This is a genomic window from Xenorhabdus japonica, from assembly GCF_900115195.1.
GTDB classification, from domain to species: Bacteria; Pseudomonadota; Gammaproteobacteria; order Enterobacterales; family Enterobacteriaceae; genus Xenorhabdus; species Xenorhabdus japonica.
This window is the reverse complement of record NZ_FOVO01000022.1, coordinates 1-17,047: the sequence shown is the minus strand read 5'-3', so window position 1 is coordinate 17,047 and position 17,047 is coordinate 1. Positions and strand designations below refer to the sequence as shown.

Annotated in this window: 14 protein-coding genes; 6 read left to right on the top strand and 8 right to left on the bottom strand. The window is 46.9% G+C overall.

Features of this window, described 5'->3' with window-relative positions; translation table 11 throughout:
- The first annotated feature begins 120 nt into the window (after nucleotides 1–120).
- The 6 genes from BM135_RS09870 (at nucleotide 121) to BM135_RS09845 (ending at nucleotide 5,841) form a co-directional block, all read left to right on the top strand.
- On the top strand, nucleotides 121–519 hold the full coding sequence (locus BM135_RS09870; protein ID WP_092519581.1) for a TIGR03757 family integrating conjugative element protein: 399 nt from the start codon (nucleotides 121–123) through the stop codon (nucleotides 517–519).
- Nucleotides 516–1,484, top strand: a complete 969-nt coding sequence (locus BM135_RS09865; RefSeq protein WP_092519580.1) for a TIGR03756 family integrating conjugative element protein — start codon at nucleotides 516–518, stop codon at nucleotides 1,482–1,484. The genes BM135_RS09870 and BM135_RS09865 overlap by 4 nt, the downstream gene beginning before the upstream one ends.
- Before the next feature lie 14 nt (nucleotides 1,485–1,498).
- On the top strand, nucleotides 1,499–2,935 hold the full coding sequence (locus BM135_RS09860; protein ID WP_092519579.1) for an integrating conjugative element protein: 1,437 nt from the start codon (nucleotides 1,499–1,501) through the stop codon (nucleotides 2,933–2,935).
- A gap of 5 nt (nucleotides 2,936–2,940) precedes the next feature.
- Entirely contained in the window at nucleotides 2,941–3,279 is a 339-nt protein-coding gene (locus tag BM135_RS09855; RefSeq protein WP_245737362.1) for a hypothetical protein, read from the top strand.
- On the top strand, nucleotides 3,276–4,790 hold the full coding sequence (locus BM135_RS09850; RefSeq protein ID WP_092519578.1) for a conjugal transfer protein TraG N-terminal domain-containing protein: 1,515 nt from the start codon (nucleotides 3,276–3,278) through the stop codon (nucleotides 4,788–4,790). The genes BM135_RS09855 and BM135_RS09850 overlap by 4 nt, the downstream gene beginning before the upstream one ends.
- Before the next feature lie 628 nt (nucleotides 4,791–5,418).
- The gene (locus BM135_RS09845) at nucleotides 5,419–5,841 is read left to right on the top strand and encodes a hypothetical protein (protein ID WP_092519577.1); all 423 of its coding nucleotides are present in this window, start codon (nucleotides 5,419–5,421) and stop codon (nucleotides 5,839–5,841) included.
- Between the two features lie 154 nt (nucleotides 5,842–5,995).
- On the opposite strand, the gene BM135_RS09840 is transcribed toward BM135_RS09845, so the two are convergent.
- The 8 genes from BM135_RS09840 to BM135_RS09800 form a co-directional block, all read right to left on the bottom strand.
- Nucleotides 5,996–6,544, bottom strand: a complete 549-nt coding sequence (locus BM135_RS09840; protein ID WP_092519576.1) for a hypothetical protein — start codon at nucleotides 6,542–6,544, stop codon at nucleotides 5,996–5,998.
- A 201-nt stretch (nucleotides 6,545–6,745) separates the two neighbouring features.
- Nucleotides 6,746–7,126 carry an SMI1/KNR4 family protein gene (locus BM135_RS09835; RefSeq protein ID WP_092519575.1) on the bottom strand — a complete coding sequence of 127 codons (381 nt, stop codon included), beginning with the start codon at nucleotides 7,124–7,126 and terminating at the stop codon, nucleotides 6,746–6,748.
- Between the two features lie 193 nt (nucleotides 7,127–7,319).
- A complete protein-coding gene (locus BM135_RS09830; protein ID WP_092519574.1) occupies nucleotides 7,320–7,823 on the bottom strand; it encodes an SMI1/KNR4 family protein in 504 nt (167 codons plus the stop codon).
- Between the two features lie 692 nt (nucleotides 7,824–8,515).
- Nucleotides 8,516–8,929, bottom strand: a complete 414-nt coding sequence (locus BM135_RS09820) for a hypothetical protein (protein WP_092519572.1) — start codon at nucleotides 8,927–8,929, stop codon at nucleotides 8,516–8,518.
- 276 nt (nucleotides 8,930–9,205) lie between these two features.
- Nucleotides 9,206–9,652, bottom strand: a complete 447-nt coding sequence (locus BM135_RS09815) for a DUF6386 family protein (RefSeq protein WP_038194260.1) — start codon at nucleotides 9,650–9,652, stop codon at nucleotides 9,206–9,208.
- An 11-nt stretch (nucleotides 9,653–9,663) separates the two neighbouring features.
- Complete coding sequence (locus tag BM135_RS09810; protein ID WP_092519571.1) at nucleotides 9,664–14,052, bottom strand: RHS repeat-associated core domain-containing protein; 4,389 nt, start codon at nucleotides 14,050–14,052, stop codon at nucleotides 9,664–9,666.
- Between the two features lie 12 nt (nucleotides 14,053–14,064).
- Complete coding sequence (locus BM135_RS09805) at nucleotides 14,065–14,484, bottom strand: DUF1795 domain-containing protein (RefSeq protein ID WP_092519570.1); 420 nt, start codon at nucleotides 14,482–14,484, stop codon at nucleotides 14,065–14,067.
- Nucleotides 14,485–14,523: 39 nt separating this feature from the next.
- A complete protein-coding gene (locus tag BM135_RS09800; RefSeq protein WP_092519569.1) occupies nucleotides 14,524–16,554 on the bottom strand; it encodes a type VI secretion system Vgr family protein in 2,031 nt (676 codons plus the stop codon).
- Between the last annotated feature and the right edge of the window lie 493 nt (nucleotides 16,555–17,047).

Genomic DNA, 17,047 nt, shown 5'->3' with positions numbered 1-17,047 from the left:
GGGATGTTTTACTTTGCACATCAATCCTTTTTTTCATTTTTCGGAAAACTAATTAATGGCTGATTTCTGCAACGTATTTCTTCAGGCTATCCCGGTACTTGATGAAACGGGAAGTGCACTATGTGGAAGTCGGCTCTATTATTCTGGGGGGGATTGCTGGCATCATTATCGGCCAATGCGAAAATGGTTATCTATACCGACAGCCAACATCCTCCCGTCAATTTTTCCCCAGAGACACCTATTATCTGGCTGGATACGGCTGAACAATATCAGAAAAAAATCTTCTCTCACCTTTCTGCCGATCCGCAGCAAGCCGCTATTCAAGCACAGGCTATGCTGCAATCTCCCCAATGGCGTGAACAGGAACAACAAATTTTCAATGATTACCGTGTCGTTGTTGATGCCTGGCAATTAGGTGTGCGCAAGTATCCTGCGGTGGTATTTGATGACTGTGATGTAGTGTATGGCACAGCGGATGTGGCAAAGGCGAGTGCACTCAGGGAGCAGGCTCAACCATGAGTATTCAACGTGTGACTTTTCCTGCGCTTATCACCCTAATAGCGGCATTTTCCCCGGTTACGCAGGCCTCAATCAATACCGCTCAGATTGTCGCCAGCAGTCTCTCGCCCGCCTGCATTCAGTGGCGGGTCAGCGGCATTTGTTACTGGCTGCTCTGTGGCTGGCATGGCTGCACAGTGAAAACGTCGGTTAAAGTCACGCATTACCTGCCTGAAGCGGTGGTGTCCACCTACCACGCCCCCGGTGGCAATCCGTGGTCAGAAATGGCACAGGTCAGTCAACTCTCCGGCGGAGTGGAAAATGCAGTGACCGGGGCGTTATCTCACTTGAGTACCGGCGGGGGACATCACAATATCCAAATTGCTGGGCAACGGCGTCCCAGCCTGCGTTTCAAATATGCTGATGCCATCGGGCATCCCGCGACTAACCTGATAGGCGGGCAAATCCCCGGTTATTCGTGCCGCAGTGCGGCCACACCGTTGATGCCTTATTTTCTCAGCACGCTGGATACAATGGCGTGGCGCTCCGGTTTGCCGGAATCGTTCTACCCGGAAGCCTTTATTCCCGGTCAGCGGGAGCTGGGCAGCCAGATGGCCGGTAATATGTGGGGCAATATTTATCCGCGCTCAGGGTTTGTCAATCAGACCGATGATGATAAGGCGTCTGCCGTGGTGGCACAGCGGGTGGCGGATATCATCACCCGTGTCGGGCAACCCCATGTTTATCAAACACTGAAAGGCACACGCACCGCCGGTTACTGGCCACCGGAACCAGTCACCGAAAATACTGGTGCCAAAAATCACCAATGGCAGCGGTTATCACCGACGTTAAGCCCGTCCTGCGCTGTGTTTCCTGACGGGGAACAGACTGCTGCAATCAATGGCAATCAGGCGTATGCCCTGTGGCAGCCTTACAGCTGCTGCCAGCGACGTGGCCAGCGTTTTCTCAGCAGCACGGATATCTGAAAAAGGGATGAATAATGACGAAAAGAACCGCCTTATTGCTGATAGTCAGCGGATTGACCATTGCTTCTGCACAGGCTAATGCAGCCGGTCTGTCCCTCACATTACCGCAGGTGAACCAAAGTGCACTGGGTTATGGGGCAGAAGCCAGCGGTGCGGTTTCCGATACGCTATTCTATACCCTGGGGGGCGGTTCGGTAATTTCTGAACCTGCCAGTCGCAGTGGTTCAGCCACCCTTGGCGGATTGGAGATGGGCTGGCGCTCGGATTTGATGTGCGGCAACTTTGACCTGAAAGCCACCGTCAGTAATCAGCTGAACGGTATCACGGCCGGGTTCAAGAACCTGATGAGTGATGTGATTCAGGGCGCGACCGGTGCAGTAGCCAGCTTGCCGGCGATGATTATCCAGCGGGCCAATCCGGGGCTGTATGACATGCTGACTAACGGCGTTTTGCAGGCCAATGTGGCGTTCGACAAAGCCCAGTTCAATTGCCGGGCGATGGCCAATAAAATGATGGATTTTGCGCAGAACACCAAATGGACTCAGTCGGCGGCCTTGCAGGAGTACAAAAGCCTGGTCAACGGCGGGGATGGTGATGCGGTGCGCGTCAATAACGCCGGCAGCAAAATGACCGGTGCCAGTGGGCATCCGTGGATTGGCGGCCAACGGCAGGGGGGCAAGGGACAGAATGCCATTCGTCCGACCCGCGATTTAGCCAGCGCCGGGTTTAATATGATGAATCAGCTGCCGGTACTGAGCCAGTCGTCTGTCAGCACCCAAAATTGTGAGGGCAGTGCCTGTCGCAAATTCAGCAATGCACGTGAAGCGGCCGAAGCGTTGGTCAGCGTACTGGGCGACCGGGCAATCCGTACCTGTGTCCACGCAGCAGAATGCGTCAGTGGTGGTGAAAAACACCAGCCGGGCACAACAGTCGCAGGTACGGGGTTTGCACCGATGCTGGAAGCGCATACCAAAACCAATACAGAACAATTGGTGAAACTGGTCAGCGGCACGGAAAAACCGACGCTGGCAAATCTGGCGAAACTGAAAACCGGTAGTCTGACGGTGACTAAAGGCGTGATTCAGGCGTTGCAGCGTGATCCGGATAAGGCCGCACTGACAGCCCGTTTGGCGGGCGAACTGGCGATGGCAGAAACCACAGAGACGGCGTTGCTGATGCGGCGGATGCTCATCACTGGCATGTCCGAACCCAATGCGGCGGCACAATCAGAAGCGCTGGCAGAAGGCGAACGGCGGATTGAGGCACTGGACCGGGAAATCAATGCGTTAAAAAATGAGATGCAGCTGAAACGCGAACTGGCTCACAATGCCATCCTGACCATTATCGAGCGGGACACCCAGCGCATCAGAATGCATCCACAAAAACAGATCCCGGACAGCACCGATGCACGCTTTTATCAGCTGGAAGCCCCAAACCGTGAGCGCAGGTAAGGCGTATGATGGCAGAGAAACGTTCAATAGTCAGAAAAGGTGTCGGGTTATTACTGGTTATCGCTCTGGTGATGACGGTGACGTTAGCAACAGGCTGGGCGGGGATGCGCTATCCCGAAAACCTTTCTGCCTTCAATCGCTGGATGGAAAGTCATCAATCGCTTTGGCTGTTGTGGCGATTAAGCCTTTACGGATGGCTGCTTTGGGGCTGCCGGAAAATCTGGCAAAGGGTAAAACATCAGACGGAACACCACGCAACGCTGATAAGGATGATAGTGGTCAGCCTGCTGTTTATTCTGCTGTGTGAATATGCCCTGTCAGGCCATGTTGAGGGCACAATATGACCACCAACAGTTATCTGGAATATTTTCTGACCTTACTCGGTTGGGTCGTCAACAATGGCCTGTGGCAAATACTGATTGCAACCGGGCTGTTTACGCTGCCTTTAGTGATAAAGGTAATAGCCATTTGGTTGAAAGTGCGTGAAGGTGGCGAAGAAGAGGGCAATGGTGGGTTACAGTCGCTCGCCCGGATTGAAAACACCCTGTACTGCGCTTTTTTCGTCATGGTGGTGTGTTGTGTGCCGCTGGTCAATGTCAGCCTGACGACCCTTCAGTACGACCCGTCCCGTGCCAAAAGTTGTGGCACCTGGACACCGAAAGCACCGGATAGCAGTGGTTATGCGCCGGTGATATCCAGCCTGAATAATCAGACGGCAGCCGTACCCCTCTGGTGGGCGGTGGTACACCGGTTGTCCAAGGGAGTAACGCAGGCAGCAGTGGCCTCTATTCCCTGTCGGCCGGATTTACGGCAACTGCGTTTTGACGTACAGCATACCCGTATCAGCAACCCGGCACTGGCGGCGGAGTTGCAGGATTTCACCCACGATTGTTATGCGTTGGCACTTTATCAGTGGAAACAAAGTGATCAGGGGCAAACCACCGATCCGGCTACCCTGAATGATATCGACTGGCTGGGCAGCCGCACGTTTTTAGCCGGGGATTACCAAACCCTGCAATCGCGCACGCCCAGAGCTGACTTTCCGTGGCAGGCGAGCCGGGACAATGGGCGGCCTTATACCGGGCAGGGCGGATATCCGACCTGCAAAGCCTGGTGGTCAGCCACCAAAACCGGACTGAAAGACCGGGTACTGGCACAAGCCGATCCGGGCTTGTGGCTGCGCCTGTCTGCAACCTTGAAAATACTGGGCAAAGATACGCAGGAATATCAGGAAGCGGTGATCCGCCGTCTGGTCAGTCCGGTGAATCTGACGGTTTCTCAGGACGGTTATGTCTATGCCGGGTATGGCGGCAATGCCGATCCCGGCTTGTTAGATGGATCTAATCGGATTGGTGCTTCGGCTGGTGCTCTATTGGGCGGATTACTCGGCATGCCGATGTTCGACGCGGTGCGTCAGGCTCTGCCGATGATGCAGGCGGTGATCCTGATGGCGCTGTATATCTTAATCCCGTTGATCCTGCTGTTTGCAGCGTATGAGTTTAAGACCGTATTCACGCTGACTTTTGTGATTTTCGCGCTGAATTTCCTGACGTTCTGGTGGGAAACTGCCCGCTGGCTGGACAGCTATTTACTGGAAGCCTTGTACGGCTCAGAAACCCACAGCCTGTTTAATCTGGCCGGCATTCAGAACACCTCGGATGATTTAATCATGGGGCTGGTGATGGGTACGCTGTTTATTGTGCTGCCGATGGTCTGGCTGGGTGCACTGGCCTGGGCCGGTGTGCGGATGGGGGATATGGCCGGCATGATGAGTCAGGGCGTAGGGCAGGTCAGGCAATCTGCGGGCATGTTCGGACAGATGGTGATGCAGAAGGTGTTGTCCAAAGGAAAGTAGTCAAATGAGGTGCTTAAAACTTAAGGGAGAGAACGTTATCCCCTAAGTTGAGTTTGAATGTGATATTTCCTTTTTTTAATCTATTGATAATTATTTCGATAATTAAAATAAGTCATATTGTCGCGTTAATGTTTTAATTCATGCTCTGCTGAATTCAGGTCTTATATTCACATAACTAACACAGCACTTATGACCTGTATCACAAAAAAGTAAATTATGTAATGCCATTTCAGTCAATATACCTTATATATAAAGCGCTATACTTTCATGTTTGTATCGATATCCTTTTTAGGGTAATAGACGATATTTAATTATTATAGAAGCCTCAAGGGTCGCAACCGTTGAGGCTTCGCTACTTATTACCATGGCAATAAATAGTTCGTAAAAACAGTTAGTCAAATTTTTCATCTGATTAGATGTCTTATTTACATAATCCTATAAAATTGTAGGTCATGTCCATATTTTGCGGAATATGTGTTTTCATCATTTTTAATGTATCACAATGAGAAAAGGCGATTTGACTGATTTAACTTAAATGTTAAGGTTAGTTTTTTCGTTATTGAATTAATAATGAAAATAGTTAAATTAGAACCTATTTAATGTGCTGAGAAATGGATTAAAAGAAGTGATGAACGATACCAAAGAAAAGGGTAAGAACAGGATAAATAAAAAACACCCTAACTATTTTATTCCTTACCAAACGACGTATGATTTACGTTTAAGCAAAAGGGAGACAAATTTAATCAACATCCTGATACAGATTCAAGGCTATGAATATGGCTTTTTTACCGTGTTAGGTGTCCGCCCTTTGTCTCAACGGAGTGACGGAAAAAGTAATGCTATTTATGTCGTCAGGTGTCGGTGTGGTAAATATGCCGTCAGGACATTAAAAGCAATTAAAAACCCGAGTAATATTAATGATATGTGTGTGCATTGCCAGCATCTATTTAGTCAAAGGCGTAAAGAAACCTTTCGCACGACAGGAAAAGATGTTGATTTGTCAGAACTAACCGGAATTAAATGTAAAATCCCTTTGGAAATTAAAGAATAAGGAAATAGTGTCGTGCTTCGGGAGTGAATTTTCGGAGTACACCTTATTCTGCTCAGGATGCGGGAACTGATTGGAGATTATCAGGCAGGATGATAATAAAAAGCCGGAAGATCTCTGTAATCTTCTGGCTTTTTCATGATGATGTGCCTTTATATCAACTATTTTTTAATACCATGGGGTTAAAAACAACTATTTTTTTGTCCTTAGTAACACCACATGGCATAAAGCCTTTTTTAAATATGGAAAATATTTCCTCTAATTTAGAACTCTCATTGAAAGAAGATAAATATCGATAAATACTAACTATATTTAGCATATGATGACATTCATCACTAACTTCTTCTAAAAATGAATCATATTCTACATTATCAGCTAATCCTTGCTTCTTTCTCATCAGATATAATTTTCTTTTTCTAACATTTTCCTTTACATAATCCTCAGTTGACACCTTTGTTCTGTCAAGAATATCTTTATCTGCCTTTTTATAATCCTCATGAAGATAAAATTCAGATATGAGATCGGAAAAAAAATTGCTCCAAATTGCATATGGACTTGGAACATCCCGATCAAAAAGAAGTTTTATAGCATCTTCTTTATCTTCTATAATTTCATATCCTTTTAATTTATCAGAAGAACCAGAAAGAAAATCAGAGCTTTTTAAAAAAATCATTGGCTCCAGATAAAAATCTATCGTTTCATGCATTGATATCACTCTAATATTTTACTCAATGATCAAACATTCTTTGTCGTTCCCCTTTAAGAGTTCAATGATAAAGTTAATGATGACCTTTTCTACTTGATCCCTATAGGTTGAAATAGTATAGGGACTTTCCAGTTTTATACTTGATGTGAACTATTCAGCCAAGATAGATTTAACTCATTATCTTGGCTGATTTCTAGATATTTACATTCCTAATTTATAAATATTATCGGCTTCCTTATCCCCATCCTCATCCATATCAACGCTACCTAATGCACCCAAATCTAAGCTATAAATAACATCACTTTCCTGACCTTTTTCTACATAAATAAAATAACCAAGTTCACCATCTTGACCAATTAAAAAGTAGTTTTTCTCAGCTTGTTGAATAGTATATGTTTTATTTCTTTCAAGAATATAGTCGAAATTATAAACATATATATTCTCTTGTTCTTTACCAGTTATCTCGATATAAGGTTTATCTTGAATTTCCTCAGACAAAAACTTTCTATAACAATGGGGTAATTTAATATCTATTTCTTTTTCAATAAAATCTAATCTTTCTAAAACTTCTTCTTTATTCATGAGTTTTCCCTCTTGATAAACCTAAATGTTAAAGAATGGATTTTTTTACTCTAGATTATCAGTTTGTATCATATCGAAAACTTTTTTCTTGCTTGAGGCTGGAAGGTAATTAAAATCCCACCTTGTTGTTATCTCACAAAACAGGGTGGGCTGGCATAGATCTACAGAGATACTACATTAAATCTAAAGAAAACTATATTTTCCTAGATTTGCTTTTGACTAATTTAATAATCCAATCATTGAATGATGAAAACTCTGCCTCTTCAATCCAATATTCAGGAGGAACATCAGGATAAAAAATAGAATAGCAATTTTTATTCTCTTCTAACATCCAAAAGCCGCCAAAATATCCTGTTTTAGGTATAGATGTTGTCAATAATAAATTAGGATATAGATCCTCACCATATCCCTCAAATACTTCTTTTGAAAAGTTCTTTATTTCGGCTGGTTCTAATACTTCAACTCCAGCAGTAATATCACTTGAAAATATATCTACAGAGCCAACATTTTCAAGGAAATCTTTATATTCATCAGGAAGTAATATATTGTTATTACTTTCAAAAGTAATAAGTTCAGTATGATTGAATTTCTTTTTTAAGATAAATGAAAATAATTCCCCATCGCCTAAATCAATCAATTCACCATTGCTTTTTACAAGACATTCATTCAATAAGTTATAAGCATCAACAATTTTCATTATATCACCTTAAGAGATTAAATAAATTCCATATTTTCCTACCTACTTTCTGATAAAGTATATGAATTCTTAGAGCAGAGCCAGTTCCATTTATTTTTTTAAAGAATCATTCATTCTTTTTTCTTTTAACAAAGTAATTTAACCAGAGAGAAAACTCCTTGATATTGCCTGTCTTTTTATTTTCATAAAATAGACAGTCACCATAGAATTTTGAATTTGTATTAAAATTAAACTTTTCAAATGTGACAGTGAAAATACCATCAACATATCCTCCGGGGATATATTCATGATCTTCATAACGCGCGTTAAAATAACATCCTATTTTCTTGTGATAACCAATAATATGATCAAAAGAATAACACAAAGGAACTATTGTTGGATATTCATAAGAGTAATAAGGTCGATCGTGAGTTAAAAGAAATCAACCCGGTTGTAATTTTAATTCTGGTAAATTTACATGTTGTAATCTCATGTTTTTCCATAATTACTTTATTTAATTCCTATTCTTCCAACCTGATAAATGCGATAAAAATAATCAAGCAAGAAAGTGTAATGAAAAAATCAATGATAAACTTGATTACGATCTTTGCTACTTTAGTTCTATAAGCCGGAAATCATGGGGATCTTTCCGGCTTTTTCAAATGGACAAGCCAAGTAGTTTTTGGCTTGTAATATGTAAACTAGTTTATGTGTTACATACCATTTAATATTTCATCTAGCCAACTACTATTTTCCCTCTCACACTCTATATTTCCGACAAAGAAAAATAGATCATTTTTCTTTATATCTAAATCATATTCAAAATCAGGTATAGCAAAAAGATAGCTTATTTTATCTATCTTGTTTTCTTTCAGTTTTATTGAAACTGGCTGGATTATAAAATCAAAATTTGGCTCTAAAATAGGATTTTCTTCTCTAGAAACTTCGCCTAATTCACCTTGCTCTTTTCCATACCAAATAACAATGGTATGGTCATAATCTATGAAACTATTTTCCAACTTAAAATCACGCTCAAATTTGCAGCCTTTATCTGTATTAACAAAGTTATTTAAAATGGATGTATAGTCCATTGAAGTTGAACACCAAACAGCATATTGCTCTTTCATAGTCAGTACACCTAGTTAAAAAGGCAAATCCAGTGGGGCCAAAAAGAAGTCGTTTACTAGACCATTTCCTTACAGCACTTAAGTATCCATTGATATTTTTTGCAAGGCGCATCAAAAAGGATTTTTTAGAAAAAATAAACAGGAGCGTCTCACTATTATGAAAAACTATTTAGAATATATTTAGCTGTAATAGTATAGACATGGCTACTTTTGATTTTTAAAGTAGCCATATTTTATTGGTTGGAGTAATTCTAAGAATATTTCCAATTTTTTGATTTAATCAAATCTGATTGGTTCTTGAAAATTATTAGAACCACATTGACCTTTTACTAATGAGATTAGTAAATTATCCTCTTCTTTCTTTAAAAAGATTGTATAGTTACCAGGAGTTATAAATATTTTCTTCCCAGAGATATATTCTGAATCATCAGGCTCAAGATCACCTCCTGTAGTATCTTCTCCTGCCCCAATAAATATTTCTCCCGATGGAGATTTTATACATACTTCAACATCAGGATTTTCTATATTATCAACTAACTCAACAGAATAAATCCCATCATCCACTAATCCCAAAAAAGCAATATTACCTTCATTCATTTCACGTAATTCATCATCGGGAATAGACCACCAGTCAGGAGTATCTGTTTTCCTATGCTTTATTGCTTGCAGATCAAATATAGCTAATGTTGCTGTATCTGTTGTGAAAGAAAAAGAGTCTTTCATTTATAGCATCCTCAAATAAATATTATTTCACTAATTTTATCACCAGCCTTTAATCCTGCATTTCTGCCAGCGCTTTTTAAAGCACTACCAACACTTTTATTGATAGACTCATTTAACATTTTCAGTTTTTGCGTTGCAGAACCACCTACTATAAGGTCAACTGGATGATCAGCATTGAGTTTTGATAAGTTTGGTGTTTTACCAAATATTCTTTCATAGCGTTCAGAAAGCGCTTTCCTATAGGCACTTTGTAATGATGAAATCCTTACATTATGTGTGCCTGGTGACCAAACTAACTCGCCTCGTTTAGCGGCTCTGTTCAATGCATTTTGTTTTATCCTAAACTCCTTTTCAAGGAACTTGCGCTCAGCATCAGATAAGTTCGTGCTCAAAATCTTTGGCTTATTAACTGTTAATACAACGCTACATCCTGCCAACCCAAGTGGGTCAACCCAACCCGTAGGATTGTGGACATACCCGTAGGGATTTTCACCTCCATCTAGCCCGATTGGATCGGGTGTCAGGTACTGCCCCGCAACAGGCGAATAATACCTGAACCGATTGTAGACTAACCCACTCTCGTCGTCCAACCATTGGCCGGCAAATTTTAAGCCCGGATTCAATTCGGGGTTTTCACCCTGAATACCCAGCCGCAGCCCGTACAAGCTCTGCGGCGGCTGGCGCCAGACCCGGTGCCCGGATTCATCGAATAAGGCCAGTGGCTCACCAGTTGGCGCACACACAGCGTACTGAGTCTGAATTTTCCCAGCGCTCAGTTCACTGCGGTTTTCCTGATTTGGGCTAAAGAACTGCACTTGTTGCGCCAGCAACTGCCAGCCATCAAACACCAGATGACGGATGCTGTACAGTCGGTTGTGCCGGTACTCCCGAATTTCAGCTGGCACATCGCCGTCCCATAGGTAGGTGGTGCGCATTCCTGCCTGTTCGCACACTTTTTCCGTGCGCCGCCCTAAGGCATCATAGCGATAATCCCACTGCTGGCCGCCCGGCGTTTTCACCCCAATCAGCTGGTTCTGGCTGTTCCAGCGGAACTTGGTGAGCTGAGCGCGATGGCCTTCCTGCCACAGCTGCATGGCAGTCATCCGCCCCGCATCATCATACTCAAACAGGTGTTGCCCGAGCTGGCGTAACCGGTGGCCTTTCTGGTAAAGCCGTTCACCGTCAATCTCGTGCAATCCGTCAAAACGGCGGGTAGGGTAGCCGGAGGCATCATATTGATAATGTTCCTGCAAACGATCCCGGTCACTGACCAAAGTGACCTGCCCGTTGCTGTTCACCACATAATGCAGCCATTGCCGCTCATCGTTTGCGGCCACCAGATTGAGCGCCGCGTCATAGCGATATTCCCTGTCCAATCCCGCCAGTGTCGGTTGCGGAATATCCGCGACTTCATGGGCTTCAAAGAATTCGGTGTTGCGTCCGGCACGTTGTGCGGTCAACTGCCCCATCAGGGAATGTTCTTGCCGCAGGATAAAACCTTTATCTGACTGGCGATGCCATTCATGACCATCGTCATTCCGCTCAATCTTGAGCGTGTGTTCACCGTTGAGATTGAATTGCCGCAGTTCACCCACCTTATTGGCTTCCGATTTTACCTGCCAGCATTGGTCATCCGATGTTTGCAGCGTTCTTGCCACGGTTTTACTATCCGGGTAATCACGCTGGATGTCGCCGTGTGCCTGCGTCTCTTTCACGATGTGGTCTTTATCATCATATTCGAACGTCAGTGGTGTACTGTCAGGCGCTGTGACTTCCAGCAGACGCCCCAGAATATCGTAACAGTAGGTGGTGGTGCCTTCGGGCGTGTGCATGGCAGTCATGCGGTTGGAGGCATCGTATTCAAAACGTGTGATATTGCTCAATGCATCCCGTTTTTCAATACAGTTAACGCTACCATCATACGCATAGTGCCATTGCGTGCCCGCATAATCGGTTTCAGTAATAACCCGTCCGTCTGCATCCAGTGTATAACGGTAGCTTTCACCCTGCGGGTTAATGACTTCCAGTAATTGCAGGCTGTCAGGGTCATAACGGTACTGCCAGCGGTGACCCTCGCCATCCACGCGGGCTACGGGTAAGTCAAACGGTCCGTATTCGATATGCCATGTCACACCACGCGCATCCGTCCACTCGGTCAGGTTACCGTGACAATCATGGCGAAAACGCTCCAGACTGTTGTTCGGGCGATCGCTTAAAGCTACCCGGTGATGGCGATCGTATTCCCACAGCCACAGTGCACCGCCACCCGAGGCCAGCCGTTGCAAGCGGTCATGGCTGTCGTAGCCCAGCCGCAGGCTGCGGTGCTCTTCATCAAACAGTCTGGTCAGCCGTTTCTGTGGGTCATATTCCCACGACCGTTTGTATCCCTCTGTGTCCTCTGCCGCAATCACCAGCCCGAACTCATTGCGCGTCAGCGTGGTTTTGTTGCCATCCGGTGCAATAAAGCACTCTGCATTGCCATTATCGTCATATTGCTGCCACCAGACTCGTCCCAGCGGATCGGTCATGCTGATAAGCCGGTCTGAATTATCGTAGTGATACTGCCATGCTGCACCGGTGGCATCGGTGAATTTGGTTATCAGCCCGGTATCCGCCAGATAATCTAACGTCAGGGTTTGCCCTTCCGGTAAAATCTGGTGGCGCAGATTGCCCCATTCATCATAGTCATAACGCGTGATATGCCCACACGGGGTTTCAACCTGAGTCACCTGTTGTTGGTCATTGTAGTGCCAGTGTGTGGTGTGTCCTTGTGGCGTCGCTGAACGGGTGATACCCGGTTCATAGGTCAGTTGCACCGGATAGAACCCGCCACTGCCGATGCTATGGATACAACGGCCTTGTGCATCATAGGTATAATCAACCGCCGTCTGGTCGCCATCCGACCAGCGGCTAATCAGCCCTTGTTCGTTATAGTCATAGAACAGATGAAATTGCTGGGTACTGTCCGCTTCCGCCAGCCAGCCATTGCCATGATAGGCATAGCGTGCCATCACGTCATTCAGCCCATTGTCAGTGCGATGGATCGCTTCCAGCAGACCCTCTTCCCGGTAGAACAGCCTCAGTTCCGGGCCATCGCTGTGGGTGACTTTTTCCAGTTGATGTGTATCGTTATGCTGAAAACGCACGGCATTGCCATTGCGGTCACGGTGTTCGGTGAGTAACCAGCGTTGTATCGTTTTCTCCCCGGTGGACACCAATCTGGCGAAGTATTTGCGTACCGGGTTATTCCGTTCTGCCAGAACAAATCCGGATTTTTCCCGGCTTAAGGTAAAGTCGGGGTGCTCCGGGTTAATGCTGTGGTCAACACTTTGTGGCAGGGCAAAATGCAACGAGGCGCCTTCGGTGGTCAGGATTTCTATCCTGTCTCCTGTGACAATGGCACATTCTGAGAAGTTGTCGAACCAGTTCTCGCCCAGATATCCTCGCAACCCCGGTGACCAGCTACGGGTAAATAGCAGCGGCAGCGTCTGTCCCAGCTCAATATCGGTACGTTGATCAAATAGTGCCCCGGTGGTGACATCAATCGGATCACCGGTAAAGAATTTTTTCGTACCGGCCCAGTAACGCTTTAATCCTTTGGTTGCCTTAAACGCGGTTTTGGCACACTGGAAGTATTTACCACGCACCACATCACCAACTTTTTTCGCGCCTTTAATCGCTCCTTTCAGAACCGCCTGCCTGCCCGTTTTGGTCAGCAGTTTGCCAATCCCTTTTGCCAGCCCGCGTGAGGGGGGAACGATAAATTCGACAGCGATCAGTAATGCCCGTTGCCAGCCGGAAAATTCTTCCTCGATTTCCAGATACGTGCCCTGACCGGAGCCGATAAAGACCTTGCTCGCCCCGCTTTTGATGGTGGAGCCGCACACCAGCTTGTCATTCATCCGCGCGGCGGGTTCGCCATTGATAAACACCGATTCACTGCCCTGTGCTATCAGCGGTGGCGGATGTTTACTGCATGTGGCTAAATCCACTGTTGCCCGAGCAGCCGGTTTCCCCTCAATCAATACATTCGGTGAACCTTTGCTGATTGCGCCATCCGGTGGCCCGATGCTGTCCACCATATTGGCCACTGCTGAGCTGACATCACTGATAAATCCGCCCAGGGCAATGGTACCCGCTGTGCCTAATGCCAATACCGCCGCTGTCGCTAACCCTCCCGTGCCCACGATCACAGCCGATGCTGCCGCAAAGACAGCTGCGCCAATTAATGCGCCGACAACAACACCCGCCAACGCACCCAAAAAGCTCGAGTGCTGGATAATATCCCCTTCACGTGCCGCCGCCGGGCCGCGTGGTTGTGAAGGTGGCATGGCTCTGCCCACGGCATGGGTCGCCCCCACACGGGCAATCCGTGTTACGATTTCGTCACCCAGTCCCATGATGATCTCCCGTCACGCAGCCTGAAAACTGGTGATCACCGCCAGTAACGCAGTGCGTTGCCCTTCTTCAAAAGGTTGTGGTGACGTCAGATTAAAGGCCAGTAACTGGCAGCCCCGGATTTGCAATACCACCATCTGGTGCATTTCCCCTTCCGGGCTTTGCCAGTGGTAATCCAGCCGCCACGCGTCTTCGCCACTGAGTGCCATTTGTAAACGCTGATGTTCCTGATAGCCCGGCAGGTGGGTCGCAAATTGCGTCAGCGTTTGTTCGTAATACGTTGCCGCATCGGTTCCCAGCGGTACAGGTGTCCGGTTAATCACCAGATTGACCCCACTGTCATCCGGCAGGACAAAAACCTGCATGGTTTCATCGCGCCAGTTGGCAGGGAGAGTCAGGGTGCCTTCATTCATCCGGTAAGGTTGTGCGCTCATCGTGTTTCCTTTTTCACTTTTTTAAAATGGTTAACGGGATTAGTTCAGGGTGATCACTTTCTGGCCGTTGATAATGACGGTGTTGCCGGTAATATGGATGTTGCCGTCCTTATCGATCGAAATACTGCCTTTGGTATTGCCGATATGGATACCCTCTTCGGTGGACTGGATAGTGATGGCACCCTTGGCACTGAGCACACTGGTTTTCTCCACTGTCACCTGTCGTGTCCCGATGCTGCTGACTTCCGTGCCAATGATTTCCTTATGTCGGTCTTTACGCACTGTAATGGCCTGATTGTTACCAACACTTTCTGTGTGGTCATGCACCACGCGGGTTGACCTGTCATTGAGGACTTCTGTACTCATATCCTTCTGCGCATGCAGGGCCAGCTTCTCACTGCCTTTTGCATCCTCAAACAGCAATTCGTTGTAGCCCTCGCCTTTGTGGGTTTTGGAGCGGAAAGCCATTTGGGTTTTACTGCCCGGCAGCCCGCCCGGCGGGATGTTGCTGGCGTGATAGGTTCTGCCGGTGACGATCGGCTGATCCGGGTCGCCGTGCAGGAAGTCCACCACCACTTCCTGCCCGATACGCGGGATCGCCAGCATCCCCCAGCCTTGCCCTGCCCACGGCTGGGTAACGCGTATCCAGCAGGAACTCTGGTCATCACTCTTACCGTAGCGATCCCACGGGAACTGGAGACGGATACGGCCATACTGGTCACAGAAGATTTCTTCCCCGGTAGGGCCGACGACTTTGGCGATCTGCGGGCCGTCAATGACCGGTTTCGGTAGCGGAGCCGGGCGCCAGTGCTGGTTATGGTGGATAAAGTGGAACTGGCTGTTCAGGGTGGTGCCTGTGCCACTGTTGGCGGTTTCGAGTGCCTGAGGTTGGCTGCCGGCATGACTGGCGCCCACCACCTGCCAGGACTGGTTCAGATCTTCACGCGGGTGGTTGTACAGGGTGAATAACTGCCCCGGCTGAATGGCAATCGCATGACCACTGCCTTGTCCTGTCACGGCATTGTTGCGCAGCGCCTCCAGACGATAACGGGTAAAATCCTTACCGTGCGCCTCATCCTTAAAACGGCCCGGATAGTCGTAATGTTCGTAATACACCTGCTGGAGCGTGTCTTCCTTCATTTGCTGGCTGAATTCGGCCGGCCACGTGGGATTTTTGAAGGTGTAGTCTTTGAGTTGCACCATCGCCGGTCGAACCTGTGCTCGGTGTGTCAGGTTGCTCACCGCCGGCTCTCCCAGCGTACTGGTGTCACCCGGCTGGTAGGGCAGGACAATGCCTGGTGGCACAGAGCCGGCATCATCGGCAAACACCAGCGTATTGCGCCCGTTGTCACATTCAAAAAAGTAGAAGATACCTTCTTCCGCAGTCAGGCGTTGCAGGAATGCAAAATCACTTTCCTGATATTGCACGCAGAATTCGCGTTCCGGGTGGGCATGGCGCAGGCTGAAGACGACATCACGGATACCGTGCTCTTTCAGAATGGTGGTGATAATGGCCGCGATGTTCAGTTGCTGGAAGATCCGCGAATTCTGACGCAGGGTGGTGCGCCACAGATCCGGGCGAATACTTATCTGGTAGGTGGTTTGGTGCAGTCCGGTATTGCCCTGTTCAAAGCTGGCGACGATACCCGTGATACTTCGACTTTCCACGCCATCCTGTGTAATCGTCAGGGTGGCGGTGCGGTCGAGTACGGCCGGAAAATCGATCGCCGGATCAGCGCTCGCCAGCCCCACTTCCAGCTGGAATGGCTGGGAAAAGTGTTCATTCAGGGTAAAGTCGGTGACGACAAAGGTTTGTGGCGCCAGACTGCCGGCGGTCAGCGTAAATTGCAGGCCGCTGGGCGAACTTTCGCCCTCACCCCCCGGCAACTGGCTGGCTTTTTGCAGGGCTTTGGTGGCGGCGTGCTGACCATCTGCCGCCCGTTTAGCCAGTCCCTGTCCGTGGCCGCCCAACATCCCTTTGGTTTGCTGAGCCAGACGGGCGGCTTGTTGCCCCTGCTCAAACAACTCCCTTCCTTGTTGAAGTTTCGCAATGTGCTTTTTTACTGACATGGTGTATCTCCCTGAGATAATGACGGATAACGTTATGGGGCAGGTTATCCAGCCTGATAGCCGTGCAGGCCATAACGTTCGGGCACAAGATTTCAATCAGACCAACGTTGTTTCTGACAAATTCGATAATTAAAAAATCACGACGCGGTGTTATTTCTTTTCCGGCATCCAGGTAAGCTGAAAATTTCACACAGCGGTATTGATATAATTTGAATAAACTTTGATGTCAGAATGCATCGTTTAATTCATGGCAGATAATAATAATGGAAAATAATAAATAACGGACAAGTAAAAACCAAATGAAATCAAGTGAAATAAAAACTCTCATCCTACAACGGCGGGATAAAAAATTAAAATGATTGCTGAATTAGCGTGATATGCCATGTTTTTATATATAACTTGGATTCACATATTAAGCGCAACACCGTAATGAACGAAGTAAATGAGTGGGTATTCCTTTAAATAACTCATTCGGTGTTTTGTAATCTCGTGT